The following is a 14,699-nucleotide window of genomic DNA, read 5'->3' as shown; positions in this document are numbered from 1 at the left end:
ATTTGGCGGAGAGGCCAGGAAAACTCCGCACTATCTATGGCAGATTGTAATTCTATTTCTGATTCGCAGTGCTTACATTTCATAGGACACTTAACGCCAAGCTTTGGGGCGGACCACGCAGTGGGCGAAGGTTTCGGCCGTCCCAGCAGCCGAAGGCTGCGACAACAGCGCCTTATTATATTTTGATTGTTTCAACTAACCGCTCAAATATAAAAGTAGTTGGACCGTATTTTTGTTTTACGCAAATCTCGAATGTTTCAATCGCCAGCCTAGTACCTACAGCGACGGCTTCACTATCCCAGTAGCCGCAGCGATCATACTCTATTAGCGAACCATCAAGATCAATTTCTACAGCATCGTATTGTTCGTTAAACTGGTCGATTCTCTCGCCGACAAAAGTGACAACACTGCTCTTTTTTTTATGGGGTATAGTACCAGCTTCATAGCTCTGCCACCACTGACGAGAACCTACAACCCCATTGGATTCAATATACTCTGGCCAATCCGCCTCAAGAACTTCGTTAACTGAAGATGCCCATGGTGACTTAGATTCCTTTAAATCAAATATTACTGGCATTATCTAAATTTCGGTGAAACTGGTCTTGCCCACAAAAAGTAGACACTCTAACTATACGTATTTTCGCTCATACTCTGCTGGACTTACATAGCCCAATGCAGAGTGCCTACGAACCCTATTGTAGAAAATCTCAATGTATTCAAACACCTCAGATTTTGCTTGCTCTTCGCTTTCGAATGTTCTGGCATAGACCAGCTCGACTTTTAGCCTGCTAAAGAATGATTCCATTGCCGCATTATCCCAACAGTTAGCCTGGCGACTCATGCTCGGCTTGCACTTGCTTTCGGACAAGAGATCCTGGTATTTCTGCGATCGATATTGCACACCCCTGTCAGAGTGAACTAGCAGTCCAGGCTTTATTGGTCGTCGCTCTAGGGCCATTTTCAATGCTCGACGTGTCAATTCATCGGTCATCTGGGAGTCGAATGCCCAACCTACAATACGTCGAGAGTACAGATCCATAACTACCGCGAGGTATAGCCACCTATCCAGAACCCAGATATACGTAATGTCACTGGTCCAGCGGCAATTTGGTCGATCCACATCAAAGCAACGCTTAAGTAAGTTGGCGGAGACGTTAATGCTCCCCTCCACGGGCTGACTATATCGAAAGCCTTTGCCGTTTCTCGCTTTAATATGTTCCTGTTGCATAAGCTTAGCGACGTAGTTCCGCGAGCATGGCTCACCTAACTCTTGAAGCTCGCAAGCAATTCTAGGCGCGCCATAACGACCTTTAAACTCAGCAAACGTCTCTCGGATTTTCTCGATTGTTCGTATCTCTCTAATCGTGCGAGCAGATGGCAATCGCCCCCGCCATCGATAATAACCCGATCTTGAGACTTCTAAACACCGACACATCAAGCTAACCGGGAGTGACCCTACATGCTCTTGTATCAATGCGTACTTTACTCTTGGTGGTTCGCAAAGTACGCAGCTGCCTTTTTTAGAAACTCAACCTCCTGACGAGCTTCATGCAGCTCCTTCTTGAGTTTGCGAACTTCAGCGCTTTCCTGTTTGGAATAGTCGACACCGTCTAAACTATTGAACTGCTTATCAGACAGTCGATTAAATTGACGACGCCAGTTGTAGATCTGCTGTGCGCTGACGCCTAGCTCTCGCGCCACAGAAGCCGTTGTTGCTCCAGGCTTTTCCGCTCTCTTAACTGCTTCTCTGCGGAACTCCTCCGTATACGCCTGAGTTCTTTTCTTACCCATGATACACCTCCGTGTTAGGCCTAAACCTAACTATACAGGGTGTCTACTAAACGTGGGTAAGTCTTAGTCATAACGCCGCAAGCAAAGGCGCGCGTTAGCGCGTCCAGCCCGCAGGGCGATTTTGCCTTGCTTTGTTATGTGTTTTGCACGAGATAGTACAAATTGCCATATTCTCTCGGATCCGCTTTCTTTATTTCTTTGGCTTCAATAGCCTCTTGAAACCATTGTTTAATATCACTTTCTTTTACATTGGGATATTGCTTGCTACGAGTACGAACGAAGCCACATAGTCTCCACTCATCGAAACCATCAATACGACCATTGGCTCCATAGTCGAAGTCAACAGTGTCTTTTTTACTGATATGAACTTTACAGCCAATACCGTGAAAAAAGTACTTATGCTTCCCTCCAAGCATGCCAACCTGCTCAATAGGCGGCCCCCAATTATGAGGTTCATCAATCTCAAGATACCTCTTTAGTAGCTCATTGGCCTCTTCAACTTTTTCTTTGAAGTCGGAGATGATTTTTCGAAGTTCAGTATTCATGATTTACACATAACGCCCAGCACACGGGCGGCCGAAACAGAGCGAAGCGGCGTGTAGGCCGTCCAGCCCGGTGCTTTTTGCCGGGCTATCGTGCTGCTGTTTGTTATGAGCTTGGCTACGATAGAGCATCGAAGAAAATTTCTGTGTAATATTCATGAGATACACCCAGTTTATATACTCCAAACTCAACTTGGGTTTCTTCCATTTTTTCCACCCACAATCTATCAGCTCTTAATATCTCACACAGATCCTCTGAATCGCGAACACCCGATAGTTTGGTACTGATGGCTTCTCCAGAAGCAACAAAATCGAATGAAACTAGAAAAGAATCACCGTCACGTACGACGTGGAGCTCATCAACGGAGACACCCTTATATATTTTTCCTAGCTCCATGGTCTAGTGTTCCTTTGACTCATAACGCCCGGCTCACCGAGCAAATTTTTGTTGGCGGCTTTTGTGCGTATTTTGCACAAAAGATGACAGCGGAATTTGTCCGATGCAGCCGCTTGTTATGAGTTTGTCAGTTCCCAATTATTTATAGAGGACCAATCAAGCACGGACTCAACAACGTTACCTTTGGCATGAAACTCTTTTCGGTAAGAGAAGACTCCATTTGCTAATTTAAAGCTAGAAACGAAACCCTTTTCTACGGTTTTGAGCCTACTGACCAGACCATTTTCCAAGTCAAATATTGCAACTCTAGTAATTGGACCTTTCTGATAATCCGTTGTAAGCCACTCTTCGATTGCCAAATATCGGCCACCTTCGAGTTCGGCTCGATTAAAGCCATAGAAGTATTTGGGGATTTTAACTCCCTGAATTTCTAACTCGAAATACTGTGGGCCAAATCTAATTTCGCCAGCAATATCTAGGTTGTACTTTCTATCCATGATTACTCATAACGCCCGCAGGATGCTACGGCCAAAGCGCAGCTTAGGCCGTAGCATCCTGCCTGCGATTGTTATATTTCATTTGATGGGCTTGATTGGATTTGGGATCTGGGCTTGAGGTTTCTGAACTGTTCGAGCCCCCTCATCTAGAACATCCTCAGTAGGGAAAAGCACTGGTACTGAAAATTGCACTCTGCTTGCCAGTATATTTTTCGAGCCTTTTTCTCCACCAATATCACCACCGAAAATTCCCGAAAGAACTTTTACTTTAGCGCCACCTTTTGCAGAGTCTTCAGCGGTTATTGCGATGTCAAAGGCAACTGATTGAGCGTAGTTATTATTTCGGTTGTCCCATATGGAGTTTTCACTCACAGAGTCTTTATTTCTCATGAGGCCGCCAGGATTCACAGATGCACCAAGCTCTCTAGATCGCTCTTGGGCAGCCCTTACCCCATCAACAATGGAAACAAGTGTTTCTGAAACAAATTCTTTAAGGTCCAAACTTCTCTCCTTGAAATATAACGCCACTAACACGGGCCGAAATGGAGCTGCGAAGCAGCGGAATGTAGGTCCAGCCAGCTTTGCTGGCGGCCGTGCTTGGCTTTGTATGGTTGTTCTTGCCCGATTCTGATGTTGAAAATCCTTTTCGTTAACGGGTAAATTGAGACCCACCTTCGGCGGCCACCGAAGGCCTTGTTTATCACAGTTCGCTGCTTGGCTGGTTCGTAAAAGACCGATAACAAGTATGAACGTGATAAGCACTCACTAGGCATAACTCGGATAGTCATGTGGGCCTCGAGCCCGAATAGCAAGGCGGAGATAGCTTATCTTATGGAACCTCAAGAGATCAATGTCGGTATCGATACCAGCAGTAAACAACTCGATATTTATGTGAGACCTACTGGCCAGTTCTTTAGTGTTGCCAATGATAAAAATGGCATTAAAGATGCCATTAAACAACTACAACCTCTTAAACCTCAAAGAGTATTAATAGAGTCTACGGGAAGGCTCGAGTTAGAGTTTGTTTGCGCCGCCGACAAAGCCGGATTACCTATTGTTGTTTGCAATCCTTCGCAGATAAGGAGCTTCGCTAAATCTGCAGGGCGCCTCGCCAAAACTGACAAGCTAGATGCAATGGATATTGCACATTTTGGTGAGGCCATGAAGCCAGGGCTGTCGGTGCTAAAACCAGAAAAGCTTAGGGCGATCAGTGACTTACTGGCTGTAAGAAGTCAGTGTTTAGAGATGAGTACAATGCAAAAGAATCGGCTTCAGAGGATGCCGAAATCAGTACACAAACCTATCCAGACCATTCTAAACACCATCAAGAAAGAGTTACAAGGTATCGACAAGCAACTGGAAAAACTGGTTAACAGTGTGTCCGAGTGGCGGCAAAGGCGTGACCTATTGTTGAGTGCCAAAGGGGTCGGAAATGTATTGGCCTATACGTTAATGAGTGAACTTCCTGAGCTAGGACAATTGAACCGTAAAGAAATCGCTGCACTTGTCGGTATCGCCCCGATGAACCGTGATAGCGGCAACTTCCAGGGCAAACGATATATTCGAGGTGGAAGGCATCGCGTACGCACGGTTCTTTTTGTTTCCATCATGTCGGCCATACAACATCATCCCAAACTAAAGCCCATGTATAAGCGATTAGTCGACGCTGGCAAACCTAAAAAGGTTGCTCTGGTTGCCTGCATGAGAAAGCAGATTACGATCCTGAATACAATGGTGAAAAACAACACCTACTGGGATGAAAGTATGGCTTAAAAACTTGACGAGTAACCATAGTCACTTGTTATGTTTTCTCACTTAGCGAAGTGAATTTTGTATCATGATATTTAGAACACCTCGTTTTACATGGTGGTCGTAGTTTGTTATCAGCAAATCGGCTGCCTTTAGATAATTATCATAATCAATCGTAGAATAGTCTCCAGGTACAAACTTATCGAATGTCTCCTTAGCTAAACGGGTCAGCTGTATCGCAGCGGTTACCGCATCGCGATACTCTGAGTCCGAATAGCCTGGAGCCATTTCCTTTATCTTTTCGAAGGCTTCTTCAGATCCATAGCGCGAGCTCAAGAATCCCGTTGCTAAAGAACTGAATGCGCTAACGAATTTATAATGTTCTGGAAGAATCATATGGATACATAACGCTTGCAGCTGGGGCGGAAAAACCAGAGCGAAGCGGCGGTTTTTGCGTCCCTAGCCTGCACTTGTTAGCTGCGGACCTCTACCACAGCTACGGATTTACATACTACAAAGCATGTATCAAACACCAATGCCTTGCACCCACCCTCAGGATTATATGAGGGAATAAAATTAGTTTTAATGTGATTACCAACTGCACTTTGATAAAGCTCCATTAGCGGTTTTGGCCCCTGCGCTAGTTGCCCATTAGAGCCTTTACAGAACTCTATGAACTGGCCTGCGTTATATGTATTGGCAAAGTCAGTAAGGGGACGCCAGCCACCAAATAGTTTTTCATGAGCCTCCCAAACTCGCCCTAGTATTTCATACCTATTTTCTGGCTGTGAGGAGTAATAAAGATACCCATGAGGCTCATTGTGATTCCATAGTAACTGGTGAGAATCCGTAAATTCGATCTCGCCAGACACAGAAGGCCGCACTTCGCTTTCTGTTACTCCATGACACGTAATCTTGAAATAGCGGGTAACATCATAGTCGTTCCAATCATCACACTGGAAATCGATTATTAAATCATCTGAATAATCTACGGCGGTGATTCGACCGTTAAGATCTTCGTATAGCTTCTCTGATAATTCTTTGATGTTCATATTTACGCGCAGCTAACGAAAATAGATATGCGGAACCGTTAAGAAAGTTGGCAGTGCCTTTGTGCAAGCAAAGGGAATGACAATTTTTAGGTTTCCGCATAATCGGGTTGTTATTTGTTGCTCGTGGCACTGTGTACAAATCCACTACAAATATCTTTCTTTTATTGTCTACCACGATTCGGAGAGAGAAACTAGCAGCACTAGGTTCGCGGCCTTGCTTCGAAGCGGCTGCGCCGTCCGCATTAACTTCGTTATGCGAGCGTCGCTGAAGCTTCGAAGCTTACATGAAGGTCGAACCGTTGGCTATGGGCTTTCCCGCCAATACTGTTTTTTTATACAGCAACCTAATAATTACCTGCTATTCTTTATTGAACCCCCGCAAAACTGGAGCGAGCGACCAATAACAGTTAATTCAAAAGAAGCGTCTTTATATCACCCTTCTATATATTTCTGCTGCAGTCATCCAATATTACCCAAAAAACATGGCAATATCAGTAGGTTAGAGGCTCTGGCGCAATCCTCAACAGGTAGATATATAGCTGCGGCTATATATCTACCTGCTTTTCTTGCTCGTGACAATAGTGCCCCCCCTTTAAAGTCAATGACTTAGCTCGCTCTATCCAGAAATAGGAGAAGCTTCTCTTGAATTATGACATTGAAAGTAGAACAAGATATGAAATGCTGTATATCAGACAGCTTGAAGAGCAATGTTATGGAAGATATTCGCGGTTGAGTACCAAGTAAGACTGAATGCTTCACGGGAGTCTCCTGGTAGCATATTTGAAGTTAAGTACGGTTGTATTAGGAAGGAGAGGTAAACTTATACTCACTGGGAGAAGCAATTCATGTATTTTGTTAAGGAAAATAGCCTCACTGATAGGGTGGGAAGGTTGCGAGAAGCCTCTCTCACCTTGTACTTCAAGGAAGGACTGTCCCATTTCTAAATAGCTAAAATATAAGTCCTATTATCGGTTTTATATAAACGTTCAGAATTTTTCAATTTTTTATTTGAAAAATCATATGACGTGCCCCTCCAATGGTAGTGCTTTAAATTGAGATTAAAGGATTCTTAACTCGATGGGTTGGTATTTTTCATTAGTTGATGATTTTGTCTTTGCATTTGGTTATTTCCAATAGCGAAGATTTACCTTGAGAGGGGAGCCGCACCGGATATCTTTATCTGGTTTTTTTATTTTGCAGGCTATAGATGATGAAGTGCTGGAGTTAAACAGAAAAAAGCCGGCATTGTGCCGGCGGGAAAGCAGACGTCGAAAGGAAGAGACGTTGCAGAGAGACTGTAATTCTTACTTGATGCCCAGGCTCGAATATGAGCTGGGCATCTTTTAAATTGCTAATCAATCAGGCTTTTTTACGCAGCAGCACACAGGCATCTGCGGCAGCTAGCTCTAAGCTATTACCTTCCACGCTGCCAGCAAACAGTGCAGGGGTAATATTGTGTGCACCGGAGAATGCTGCAGGTAATTCCAAGATGCCACTGCTTTGTCCAAGGTTGAGAGCAACCAGCATTTCTTCGCTGTTGCTGCGCCTTATAAAAGCAAATAAATCACTGCCGGTGTCGATCACTTCCTGCCCGGCTGTCGCCAACGACTGGGGTAGCTCCCGGTGCCAATCGATCAGTGCGCGGAAGCGGTTGAGCATGGAGCGCTGAGTGTCTTGCTGCACTTCTACCGCTCGCAGCTGGTGCTCCGTTGAAACGGGCAGCCAGGGTTTTGCTGTAGAAAAGCCAGCGTTGTCTTCACTGGTATTGGTCCAGGGCATCGGTGTACGGCAGCCGTCGCGGCCTTTGAATTCCGGCCACAAATTAATGCCGTAGGGGTCCACTAGATCTTCATAGGCAATTTCCGCTTCCGGCAGGCCCAGTTCTTCCCCTTGATAGAGGCAGACACTGCCGCGCAGTGCCAATTGCATCAGCAGGAACAGCGGGGCTCTGGCATCGGCTTGATCGTCGTTAAAGCCTTTGTTCCAGCGGGTTATTGAGCGGGGTACATCGTGATTGCTGATCGACCAGCAGGGCCAGCCCTTGTCGATTACGTCGCGGTTTTTTTCCAGGGTTTCGCGCAGGAAGCCCGCACTGCAATCCTCGGTCAATAGATCGAAGGAATAAGCCATGTGCAGGCGTTTTTCCGTGGTGTACTCAGCCATGATCTTGTGGGTGTTGTCGTCGCCAACTTCACCTACGGTCACAGTGCCGGGATATTGATCCATTAACTGTCTTACCCGCTGGAGAAACACCAGGTTTTCCGGCTGGGATTTATCATTCTGGTGCCACTGGTAGTCGTAGTGATTGACTGGCGGCAGGCCTTTCTCGTCGAGCTTGAGCGGGCGCGCCGGGTTATTGGCCAGGGCCTGCTGATGGAAAATAAAGTTGACCGCATCCAGTCGGAAACCATCTACACCCCGATCGAGCCAGAACTTCATATCGGCGAGCAACTGCTCCTGGACTTCCGGGTTGTGCACATTCAGGTCCGGCTGTTCTTTGAGGAAGTTGGCCAAATAGTACTGGCGGCGGCGGGTACACCAGCGCCAGGAGCCTCCTCCGAATACGGAGACCCAATTGTTGGGAGGGGTGCCATCTTCTTGGGGGTCAACCCAGACATACCAGTCCGCTTTGGGGTTGTCGCGGTTGGCGCGGCTCTCCTGGAACCAGGGGTGCTGGTCTGAAGTGTGGCTGAGGATTTGGTCGATAATCACTTTCAGGCCGCGTTCATGGGCCGCTTCGATCATCCGGTCGAAATCTTCCAGGTTGCCAAAAATAGGGTCTACATCGCGGTAGTCGGCAACGTCATAGCCAAAATCCACCATCGGCGATTTAAAAAAGGGTGAGATCCAGATGGCGTCTACGCCGAGGGATTTTACATAATCCAGTTTTTGCGTAATTCCGGGAATATCACCGATGCCATCTCCGTTGGCGTCGCAGAAGCTGCGTGGGTAAATCTGATAAATAACGCTATTGCGCCACCACTCATAGCTGTTGCCGCTCATGGATTACTGCCTTGTTTCATTATTTGAAATGTGGAGATAGTCCACCTTTAAAGGATAGGGTGAGTATGGAGTAGTCATTGGCGGGCTTCCTCCTCCCCGGCGAGGGGGGAGAGGGGGGTAAAGGGTGACCGGCCTGGGGCGGCTTGGTATCGGCGGGCGGGGGATGAGGAGCATAGTGGGCACGTCCCTGTGCCGCTGGAGCAGGACGGTTTAGGGCTTGTCCTGGACCGAGCGAAGCATTTGCTCGGCCAGGGCGATGGCCTCCTGGCGATCCTTGACGTCCAGCTTTTGGTAGAGGCTGCGAATATGGGTCTTGATGGTGCTCGGTGCCACCTTAAAGTGACGGGCGATTTTCTCGTTCGACAGCCCCGAATGAATCGCATTCAGTACCTGCCATTCCCTTGGGGTTAGAGGGGAGTGGCGTAGGAAGTCCGGCACGGCATCGCTGGCCAGTATCTCGCGGATAATGGTGTCATCCAGTTCGATGCGAATACCACCGTCTAGCTCTGGCTGCTGCTGTGCCGCTTTGATCAGTTGTTGGGCTTTGCTGGACTCCGCCTCTCCCAGGCCATTTTCCAGGGCGGCTTTCAGGATAACGATTAAAGGTTTGCCGATCTGCAGGAAGCTGGCGCGAAAATCCCGTTCGTGGGAGAGAAGCAGGGCTTCACTAATAGCCTCTACAGATTGGGGGTATTGCTCCCTCAGCCACAGCAGGTGGGATTCCAGCACCCGGTTACGCAGGCGATCTGTTTCCAGGCCGCACTCGTTGGCGACTTGTTTCAGGCGGCTCAACAGGCGATTGGCATCGGACCAGTGGTGCAGCTCAATCATTGCGCGCACATGGTTGCGCCCGTGGCACTGTTCAAAGTGATTGCTGGGCCTGTCAGCGACGGGAGTAGCCTGTTCCAACCAGCTGACGATGGCCTGCTGATTGCCCAGGGCGCGCCAGGTGCGGATGCGGGTGGCATCGGCGTTGGCGATCCAGTCCCGGTGGTAGCGCCCGTCAGTGAGCAGCCGCTCGATACGCTCCAGCCACTCCAGGGACTCCTCTTTCTCTCCTCGGGCCTGGGCGATTTTTAAAAGCAGGGTGTACTCCGGCAGCAACCAGTGCTCGCCGACCCGGCGGTTGATTTGCATACCTCGGCGAGCGGATTGCTCGGCACCTTCCAGATCGCCGGACTCCCATTGAAGCTGGCCGCGCAGCCGGCACACAAATTCCGAGATGGGCAGTGTGGACAGGTGATTTTTCTGCACCAGGGTCTGCACCTTCTCCTGCAGCGTGGACGCTTTCTTCAGCAGGCCCTGGGCAAAGGCGATCTCTGTCTGTTGGCAGATGGCCCAGGCGGCGCTGGGGATATCCCGTTCGGCGATCGCCAGGGCTTCAACTTCCTGCATATAGCGGTTGGCCTCTTGCAAGGCACCCAGGCAGAAGCTGGTCTCACCGGTGACCAGCAGAGCGGAGATTCTTTCGCCTAGCTGGTCTGCGCGGAGTAGGGCCAAAGCTTCTTCGGCATACTCCTTGGCTTGCAGTGTCTGCCCTCGGGCAATGGCCACCTGGGCGCGCATGGTGGCAAAGGCGCCTTCAAAGTCGCGCCACTGTGCCGGGTCCTCCCGCTGCAGCCAGCTTTCCGAGGCCGCCAGGTTTTTCTCGCACAGGTCGTATTCAAAATTCTCCCGCGCCATTTTTGCGGACAGGAGGGTAAAGCGGGCGCTGTGTCGCAGGGCTTCGTCACCGAGCCAGTCGAGGCAGTCCCGCAGCAGGCGCGATTGCCCTGCGCGCAGAAGCTGTTCCCCTCGATCGTTGAGCAGTTGTTTTAACCGCTCGCGGTCGCCGCCGGCCAAAGCGTGGCGCAGGGCCTCCACTGGCTGGTCTAATTCTTGCCAGGTATCACAGGCAGTGCTGTGCAGTTGCAGTAAGTGTTCGCGGTCATTAATTTGCCGCTGCAGGAAGCGGGCGAAGACCGGGTGGAAGCGGAACCACTGGCGACTTGAATCCTGCGCCTGCAGGAATAACCCGCGACGCGCGGCTTCTTCCAGCAACTGCTGACCGTCCTGGCGACCGGTAAGGCGCTCCGCCAGTTGGGCATTCACCCGGGTGAGGATGGATGTGCAGGAGAGGAGCTGACGCAGTTGGGGCTCCAGCCGTTCCAGCACTTCCTCAGCCAGGTAATCGAGAATATGACTGTGGCCCTGCTCCAGCTCTGCCAGATAGCGATCCACTTCGTTGCTGTCGCGCACCGATAAAGTGAATAGCTGTACGGCGGGGGGCCAGCCCTCACTGAGATGATGCAGTTGGGCTGCGCGGTCGCCGTCGAGATTAAACGGCAGGCGCTGCTTGAGCAGGGTGGCGATTTCCTCAATGTTGAGGGCCAGCTCATTACTGCCCAATTCCAGTAATCGCCCTTGAACCCGCAGGGTGGCCAGGCCCAAAGGCGGTTGGCTGCGACTGGTGAGAACAATACCGACACCGGCGGGGGCGTGGCGCAACAAAAAGCGGGTAGTGTCGTGCACCTGCTGGTTGTCGATCTGGTGGTAGTCGTCCAGTACGATGCGCAGTTCGCTGGGCAGGCCCCGCAGTTCCGACAGCAGGTGGCTTACCAGGGTTGAGGGGTCCGGGCGCTGGGGCGCGGACAATAACTGGTGAGTCTGGGGGACACCATTGCCGGTCGCCCTGTGCACGCTTTCCACCAGGTAGCGGCAGAATTGGCTCGGTTCATTATCGCTGGCATCCAGCGTATACCAGGCCACCGGGTTGTCCTGCTGTGAGGCCCAGGAGGTAACCAGCGTGGTCTTGCCGTATCCCGCAGGAGCCGTCACCAACAGCAGTTGATCGCTGTGGCATTGGTTCAGAACCGACAGCAGGCGCGGGCGCGATAGGGCGTGCTCGGGGCAATCCGGCAGGCTGTATTTGGAAGTTAAAAGCATCGCTGCGGGAGGGATTGTTATAAATGTTTGATTTTTGTACAGCCACTATTATGCACCAGGACCCGGGTATTGTTACAGCACTGTAATAGGCCAGCTTTCTGGTGATTCCGCCTCTTGGGTGGCAAATTGGAGTGGCGCCGGTTTAGCTTTGGGCAGTATATTACTATTCGGGTTAAATCGGTCATCTCAACCCGTCGCAATGCAGTTTCTGCGGCTCACTAGTGGGTACGTTAGTTCATATTTACTTTGATGTATCCACACCGGCTCGTAAAGGGATGCGTTATTGTGCAGCTTCCCCTCGCGCCACTTTCAGTATTTTTTCGATTTTTCTTTGGCAGTGAGAATGCCCCTTGTGCGGGTTTTCATCAATGTTCATTCATTTAAAAAAGCCGAGCGCTGCGAAGGCGCCGATAGAATAATAAGAAGAGGAAGCCATGGCGGATATCGTAATCCTTGCTGCTGCGGGTATGGGGGCTGTGGATAACACGTTTGCAAAGCCACTGTTTTCGGCATTGGAAACCGAGCTTGGGGAGGAGTGGTCGCGTCTCTACTGCGCTGAATTACCCGGCCTGGAGCACTTCCAGAGCAACATCGAGCGCACCTTTGAGAGTATGCAGAAGCGCGAGCTGGACTTCCTGCGTGCACGAAAATATTTACTCCTGGGAATGTCGCAGACGGCGGCGCAGTCCGGCAATGTGGATCGCCGGGATAGCAACTACGAAAAGACCCAGCGCGAGATCTATGCGGCGCTGGCCAAGGCTGCTGATGAGGTTGATGAGCGGGCCCCGGTGATATTGGTCAGCCACTCGGTGGGTTGTATTAACCTATCTAATTACCTCTGGGACGCCCAGCGCCCCAATGTCAGTTGCGGTGTTTGGCGTGACGGTGGTCCGGCGGGGGTTCACAAAGGGTCGGCGCGTGAGAGGTTTTTGCGCCTCAAGACCCTGAGCCATTGGTACACCCTGGGGTCGACCATGCCCCTGTGGTGTTCCGATCGACCCAGGGAGCAAATTCAGGCGGTCACCTCCAATACCCGAGGATACAATTTTCGCTGGAAGAATTTTTATCACCCCAATGACCTGTTTGGCTGGCCCCTTAAACCCCTGAGCCCCTCCTATAACCAGGCGGTGTGCCGTGACTATGAGACTTGTTCGCTGAGCGATCACGGCGCTTTGGGTTCAGTGGCTTTTCCCTCGCCCCCTGAGGATTACTGGCGGAACCCGATAGTTGTTGAGCAGCTGATAGAGGATGTGCGCTCCCTGCTCAAGACGGTGAATAAGCCCGCTCATCGGCATCCACAACCCTCTCAGCAGGCTCTCGCGGTATAATCCCCAATTACCTCAACAGTCTCCTGTAAAAGATGAAGGGCCGCTTTCTTATGTCGCTGCAATATCACCTGGTTCCGGTTACTCCTTTCCAGCAAAACTGCTCGCTGCTGTGGTGTGAAGACAGTAAGCGCGCGGCTGTTGTCGACCCCGGTGGCGATCTCGATAAGATTCTGGCGGCGGTGGAGGAGCGCGGTCTCAAGCTGGAGAAAATCTTGCTGACCCACGGCCACCTGGACCATGTAGGCGGCACTGCGGCGTTGTCCAAGCAGCTCCTGCTGCCGATAGAAGGGCCGCATAAAGGCGATGATTTCTGGATTCAGCAGTTGCCCATGCAGGCGCAGATGTTTGGTTTCCCCGCTGTCGAAGTATTTACTCCAGACCGCTGGTTGGAGCAGGGAGATACGGTTACTGTAGGGGATCAGGAACTGGAGGTGCACCACTGCCCGGGCCATACCCCCGGCCATGTGATTTTCTTCCACCGCCCGAGCCAGTTGGCTCTGGTGGGAGATGTTTTGTTTGCCGGTTCGATCGGGCGCACAGATTTTCCCCAGGGAGACCACGATACCCTGGTTCGCTCTATCAAAGAGCGCCTATGGCCGCTGGGTGATGAGGTTCAATTTGTACCGGGGCATGGCCCCATGTCCACTTTTGGCCAGGAGCGCCAAACCAATCCTTTTGTCGCCGACAAGCGCTTTGGTTAAGTGATACCTGGATTCCAATAACAGGCGGGAAGTACAGCGCCGGGAGTCCCATTTTATGTTTGCAGGAAAAGTACGTCTTTTTCTCGCCTTGCTGGTGCTGGGGTTAAGCGGCTGCGCAGTAATTTCCGAAGAGGAGTGCCGCGCGGGGCTCTGGTATGAGCGGGGCCTGCAAGACGGCGCTCGCGGTCGCCCACAGTCGCTGGTGTACGATATTGCCCAAGAGTGTGATAGCTACGACATGCATGTGGATAGCGATGCATGGCTGCAGGGCCATGAAGAGGGTGTCGAGACTTACTGCACTGCAGAAAATGGCTATCACCAGGGGCGTAGGGGACGTAATTACCAAGGGGTTTGCACTGGCCCTACTGCTGATTTGTTTTTACAGAATTACGAGCGCGGTCTCGCCGAATACCGTGTTGAGCAGCATTACCAGCGCCTTTTGTGGCGCCGGGATAATTTAGAGCGCGAGTTGCTCTCCCTGCATTACGCCTATCGGAACACTGATAGTGAAGCCCGGGCCCAGGCATTGTACTTGCAGCGCAGCCGCCTTCGCTGGGAGCTGCGGATGTTGGATATGGAGTTGTTTCGTTATGGCTTGTTTGGCCCCACGCATTTAACACCCGGCTATTATCCCCCCGGATTTTTTTCTGCCAGATTATTTTATTGGTAAGTAAAAAAATTTTTGATCCTGAATGTAAGTAAAGAAGTCCGGGT

Annotated in this window: 15 protein-coding genes; 4 read left to right on the top strand and 11 right to left on the bottom strand. The window is 50.5% G+C overall.

Features of this window, described 5'->3' with window-relative positions:
* Positions 1–175: 175 nt before the first annotated feature.
* The 7 genes from ACJJIY_RS02615 to ACJJIY_RS02585 all read right to left on the bottom strand — a co-directional run bounded on the left by ACJJIY_RS02615 (position 176) and on the right by ACJJIY_RS02585 (position 3,728).
* The gene (locus ACJJIY_RS02615; protein ID WP_444895969.1) at positions 176–577 is read right to left on the bottom strand and encodes a hypothetical protein; all 402 of its coding nucleotides are present in this window, start codon (positions 575–577) and stop codon (positions 176–178) included.
* 51 nt (positions 578–628) lie between these two features.
* Positions 629–1,474: an IS3 family transposase gene (locus tag ACJJIY_RS02610; RefSeq protein WP_445359030.1), complete on the bottom strand. Its 846-nt coding sequence runs from the start codon at positions 1,472–1,474 to the stop codon at positions 629–631.
* 8 nt (positions 1,475–1,482) lie between these two features.
* On the bottom strand, positions 1,483–1,791 hold the full coding sequence (locus tag ACJJIY_RS02605; protein ID WP_444895975.1) for a transposase: 309 nt from the start codon (positions 1,789–1,791) through the stop codon (positions 1,483–1,485).
* A gap of 134 nt (positions 1,792–1,925) precedes the next feature.
* Entirely contained in the window at positions 1,926–2,336 is a 411-nt protein-coding gene (locus ACJJIY_RS02600; protein ID WP_444895976.1) for a DUF6896 domain-containing protein, read from the bottom strand.
* Positions 2,337–2,451: 115 nt separating this feature from the next.
* Entirely contained in the window at positions 2,452–2,730 is a 279-nt protein-coding gene (locus ACJJIY_RS02595; RefSeq protein WP_444895977.1) for a hypothetical protein, read from the bottom strand.
* 116 nt (positions 2,731–2,846) lie between these two features.
* The gene (locus ACJJIY_RS02590; protein WP_444895978.1) at positions 2,847–3,227 is read right to left on the bottom strand and encodes a hypothetical protein; all 381 of its coding nucleotides are present in this window, start codon (positions 3,225–3,227) and stop codon (positions 2,847–2,849) included.
* A gap of 78 nt (positions 3,228–3,305) precedes the next feature.
* Positions 3,306–3,728 (bottom strand): hypothetical protein, encoded by a 423-nt coding sequence (locus ACJJIY_RS02585; protein WP_444895979.1) that lies wholly within the window; start codon positions 3,726–3,728, stop codon positions 3,306–3,308.
* Positions 3,729–4,058: 330 nt separating this feature from the next.
* On the opposite strand from ACJJIY_RS02585, the gene ACJJIY_RS02580 reads away from it, so the two are divergent.
* The gene (locus tag ACJJIY_RS02580; protein ID WP_444894991.1) at positions 4,059–5,000 is read left to right on the top strand and encodes an IS110 family RNA-guided transposase; all 942 of its coding nucleotides are present in this window, start codon (positions 4,059–4,061) and stop codon (positions 4,998–5,000) included.
* 42 nt (positions 5,001–5,042) lie between these two features.
* Here the strand turns inward: ACJJIY_RS02580 and ACJJIY_RS02575 are convergent, their stop codons facing one another.
* The 4 genes from ACJJIY_RS02575 to malT all read right to left on the bottom strand — a co-directional run bounded on the left by ACJJIY_RS02575 (position 5,043) and on the right by malT (position 11,956).
* On the bottom strand, positions 5,043–5,312 hold the full coding sequence (locus ACJJIY_RS02575) for a hypothetical protein (protein ID WP_445359029.1): 270 nt from the start codon (positions 5,310–5,312) through the stop codon (positions 5,043–5,045).
* Positions 5,313–5,449: 137 nt separating this feature from the next.
* Positions 5,450–6,028, bottom strand: a complete 579-nt coding sequence (locus ACJJIY_RS02570; RefSeq protein ID WP_353376764.1) for a hypothetical protein — start codon at positions 6,026–6,028, stop codon at positions 5,450–5,452.
* Between the two features lie 1,359 nt (positions 6,029–7,387).
* Entirely contained in the window at positions 7,388–9,031 is a 1,644-nt protein-coding gene (locus ACJJIY_RS02565; RefSeq protein WP_445359028.1) for an alpha-amylase family glycosyl hydrolase, read from the bottom strand.
* 210 nt (positions 9,032–9,241) lie between these two features.
* Positions 9,242–11,956 carry an HTH-type transcriptional regulator MalT gene (gene malT / locus ACJJIY_RS02560; protein WP_445359027.1) on the bottom strand — a complete coding sequence of 905 codons (2,715 nt, stop codon included), beginning with the start codon at positions 11,954–11,956 and terminating at the stop codon, positions 9,242–9,244.
* A gap of 434 nt (positions 11,957–12,390) precedes the next feature.
* On the opposite strand from malT, the gene ACJJIY_RS02555 reads away from it, so the two are divergent.
* Genes ACJJIY_RS02555 through ACJJIY_RS02545 form a run of 3 tightly spaced genes read left to right on the top strand, consistent with a single transcriptional unit; the run spans position 12,391 to position 14,655 of the window.
* Positions 12,391–13,284: a hypothetical protein gene (locus ACJJIY_RS02555; protein ID WP_445359026.1), complete on the top strand. Its 894-nt coding sequence runs from the start codon at positions 12,391–12,393 to the stop codon at positions 13,282–13,284.
* 50 nt (positions 13,285–13,334) lie between these two features.
* Positions 13,335–13,985: an MBL fold metallo-hydrolase gene (locus ACJJIY_RS02550; RefSeq protein WP_445359025.1), complete on the top strand. Its 651-nt coding sequence runs from the start codon at positions 13,335–13,337 to the stop codon at positions 13,983–13,985.
* Positions 13,986–14,040: 55 nt separating this feature from the next.
* Complete coding sequence (locus tag ACJJIY_RS02545) at positions 14,041–14,655, top strand: DUF2799 domain-containing protein (RefSeq protein WP_445359024.1); 615 nt, start codon at positions 14,041–14,043, stop codon at positions 14,653–14,655.
* Positions 14,656–14,699 lie beyond the last annotated feature (44 nt).

This window comes from Microbulbifer maximicatervae (SeqCode) (genome assembly GCF_052468155.1).
Note: the sequence above shows the minus strand (reverse complement) of the source record. Positions and strands in the feature narration are given on the sequence as shown.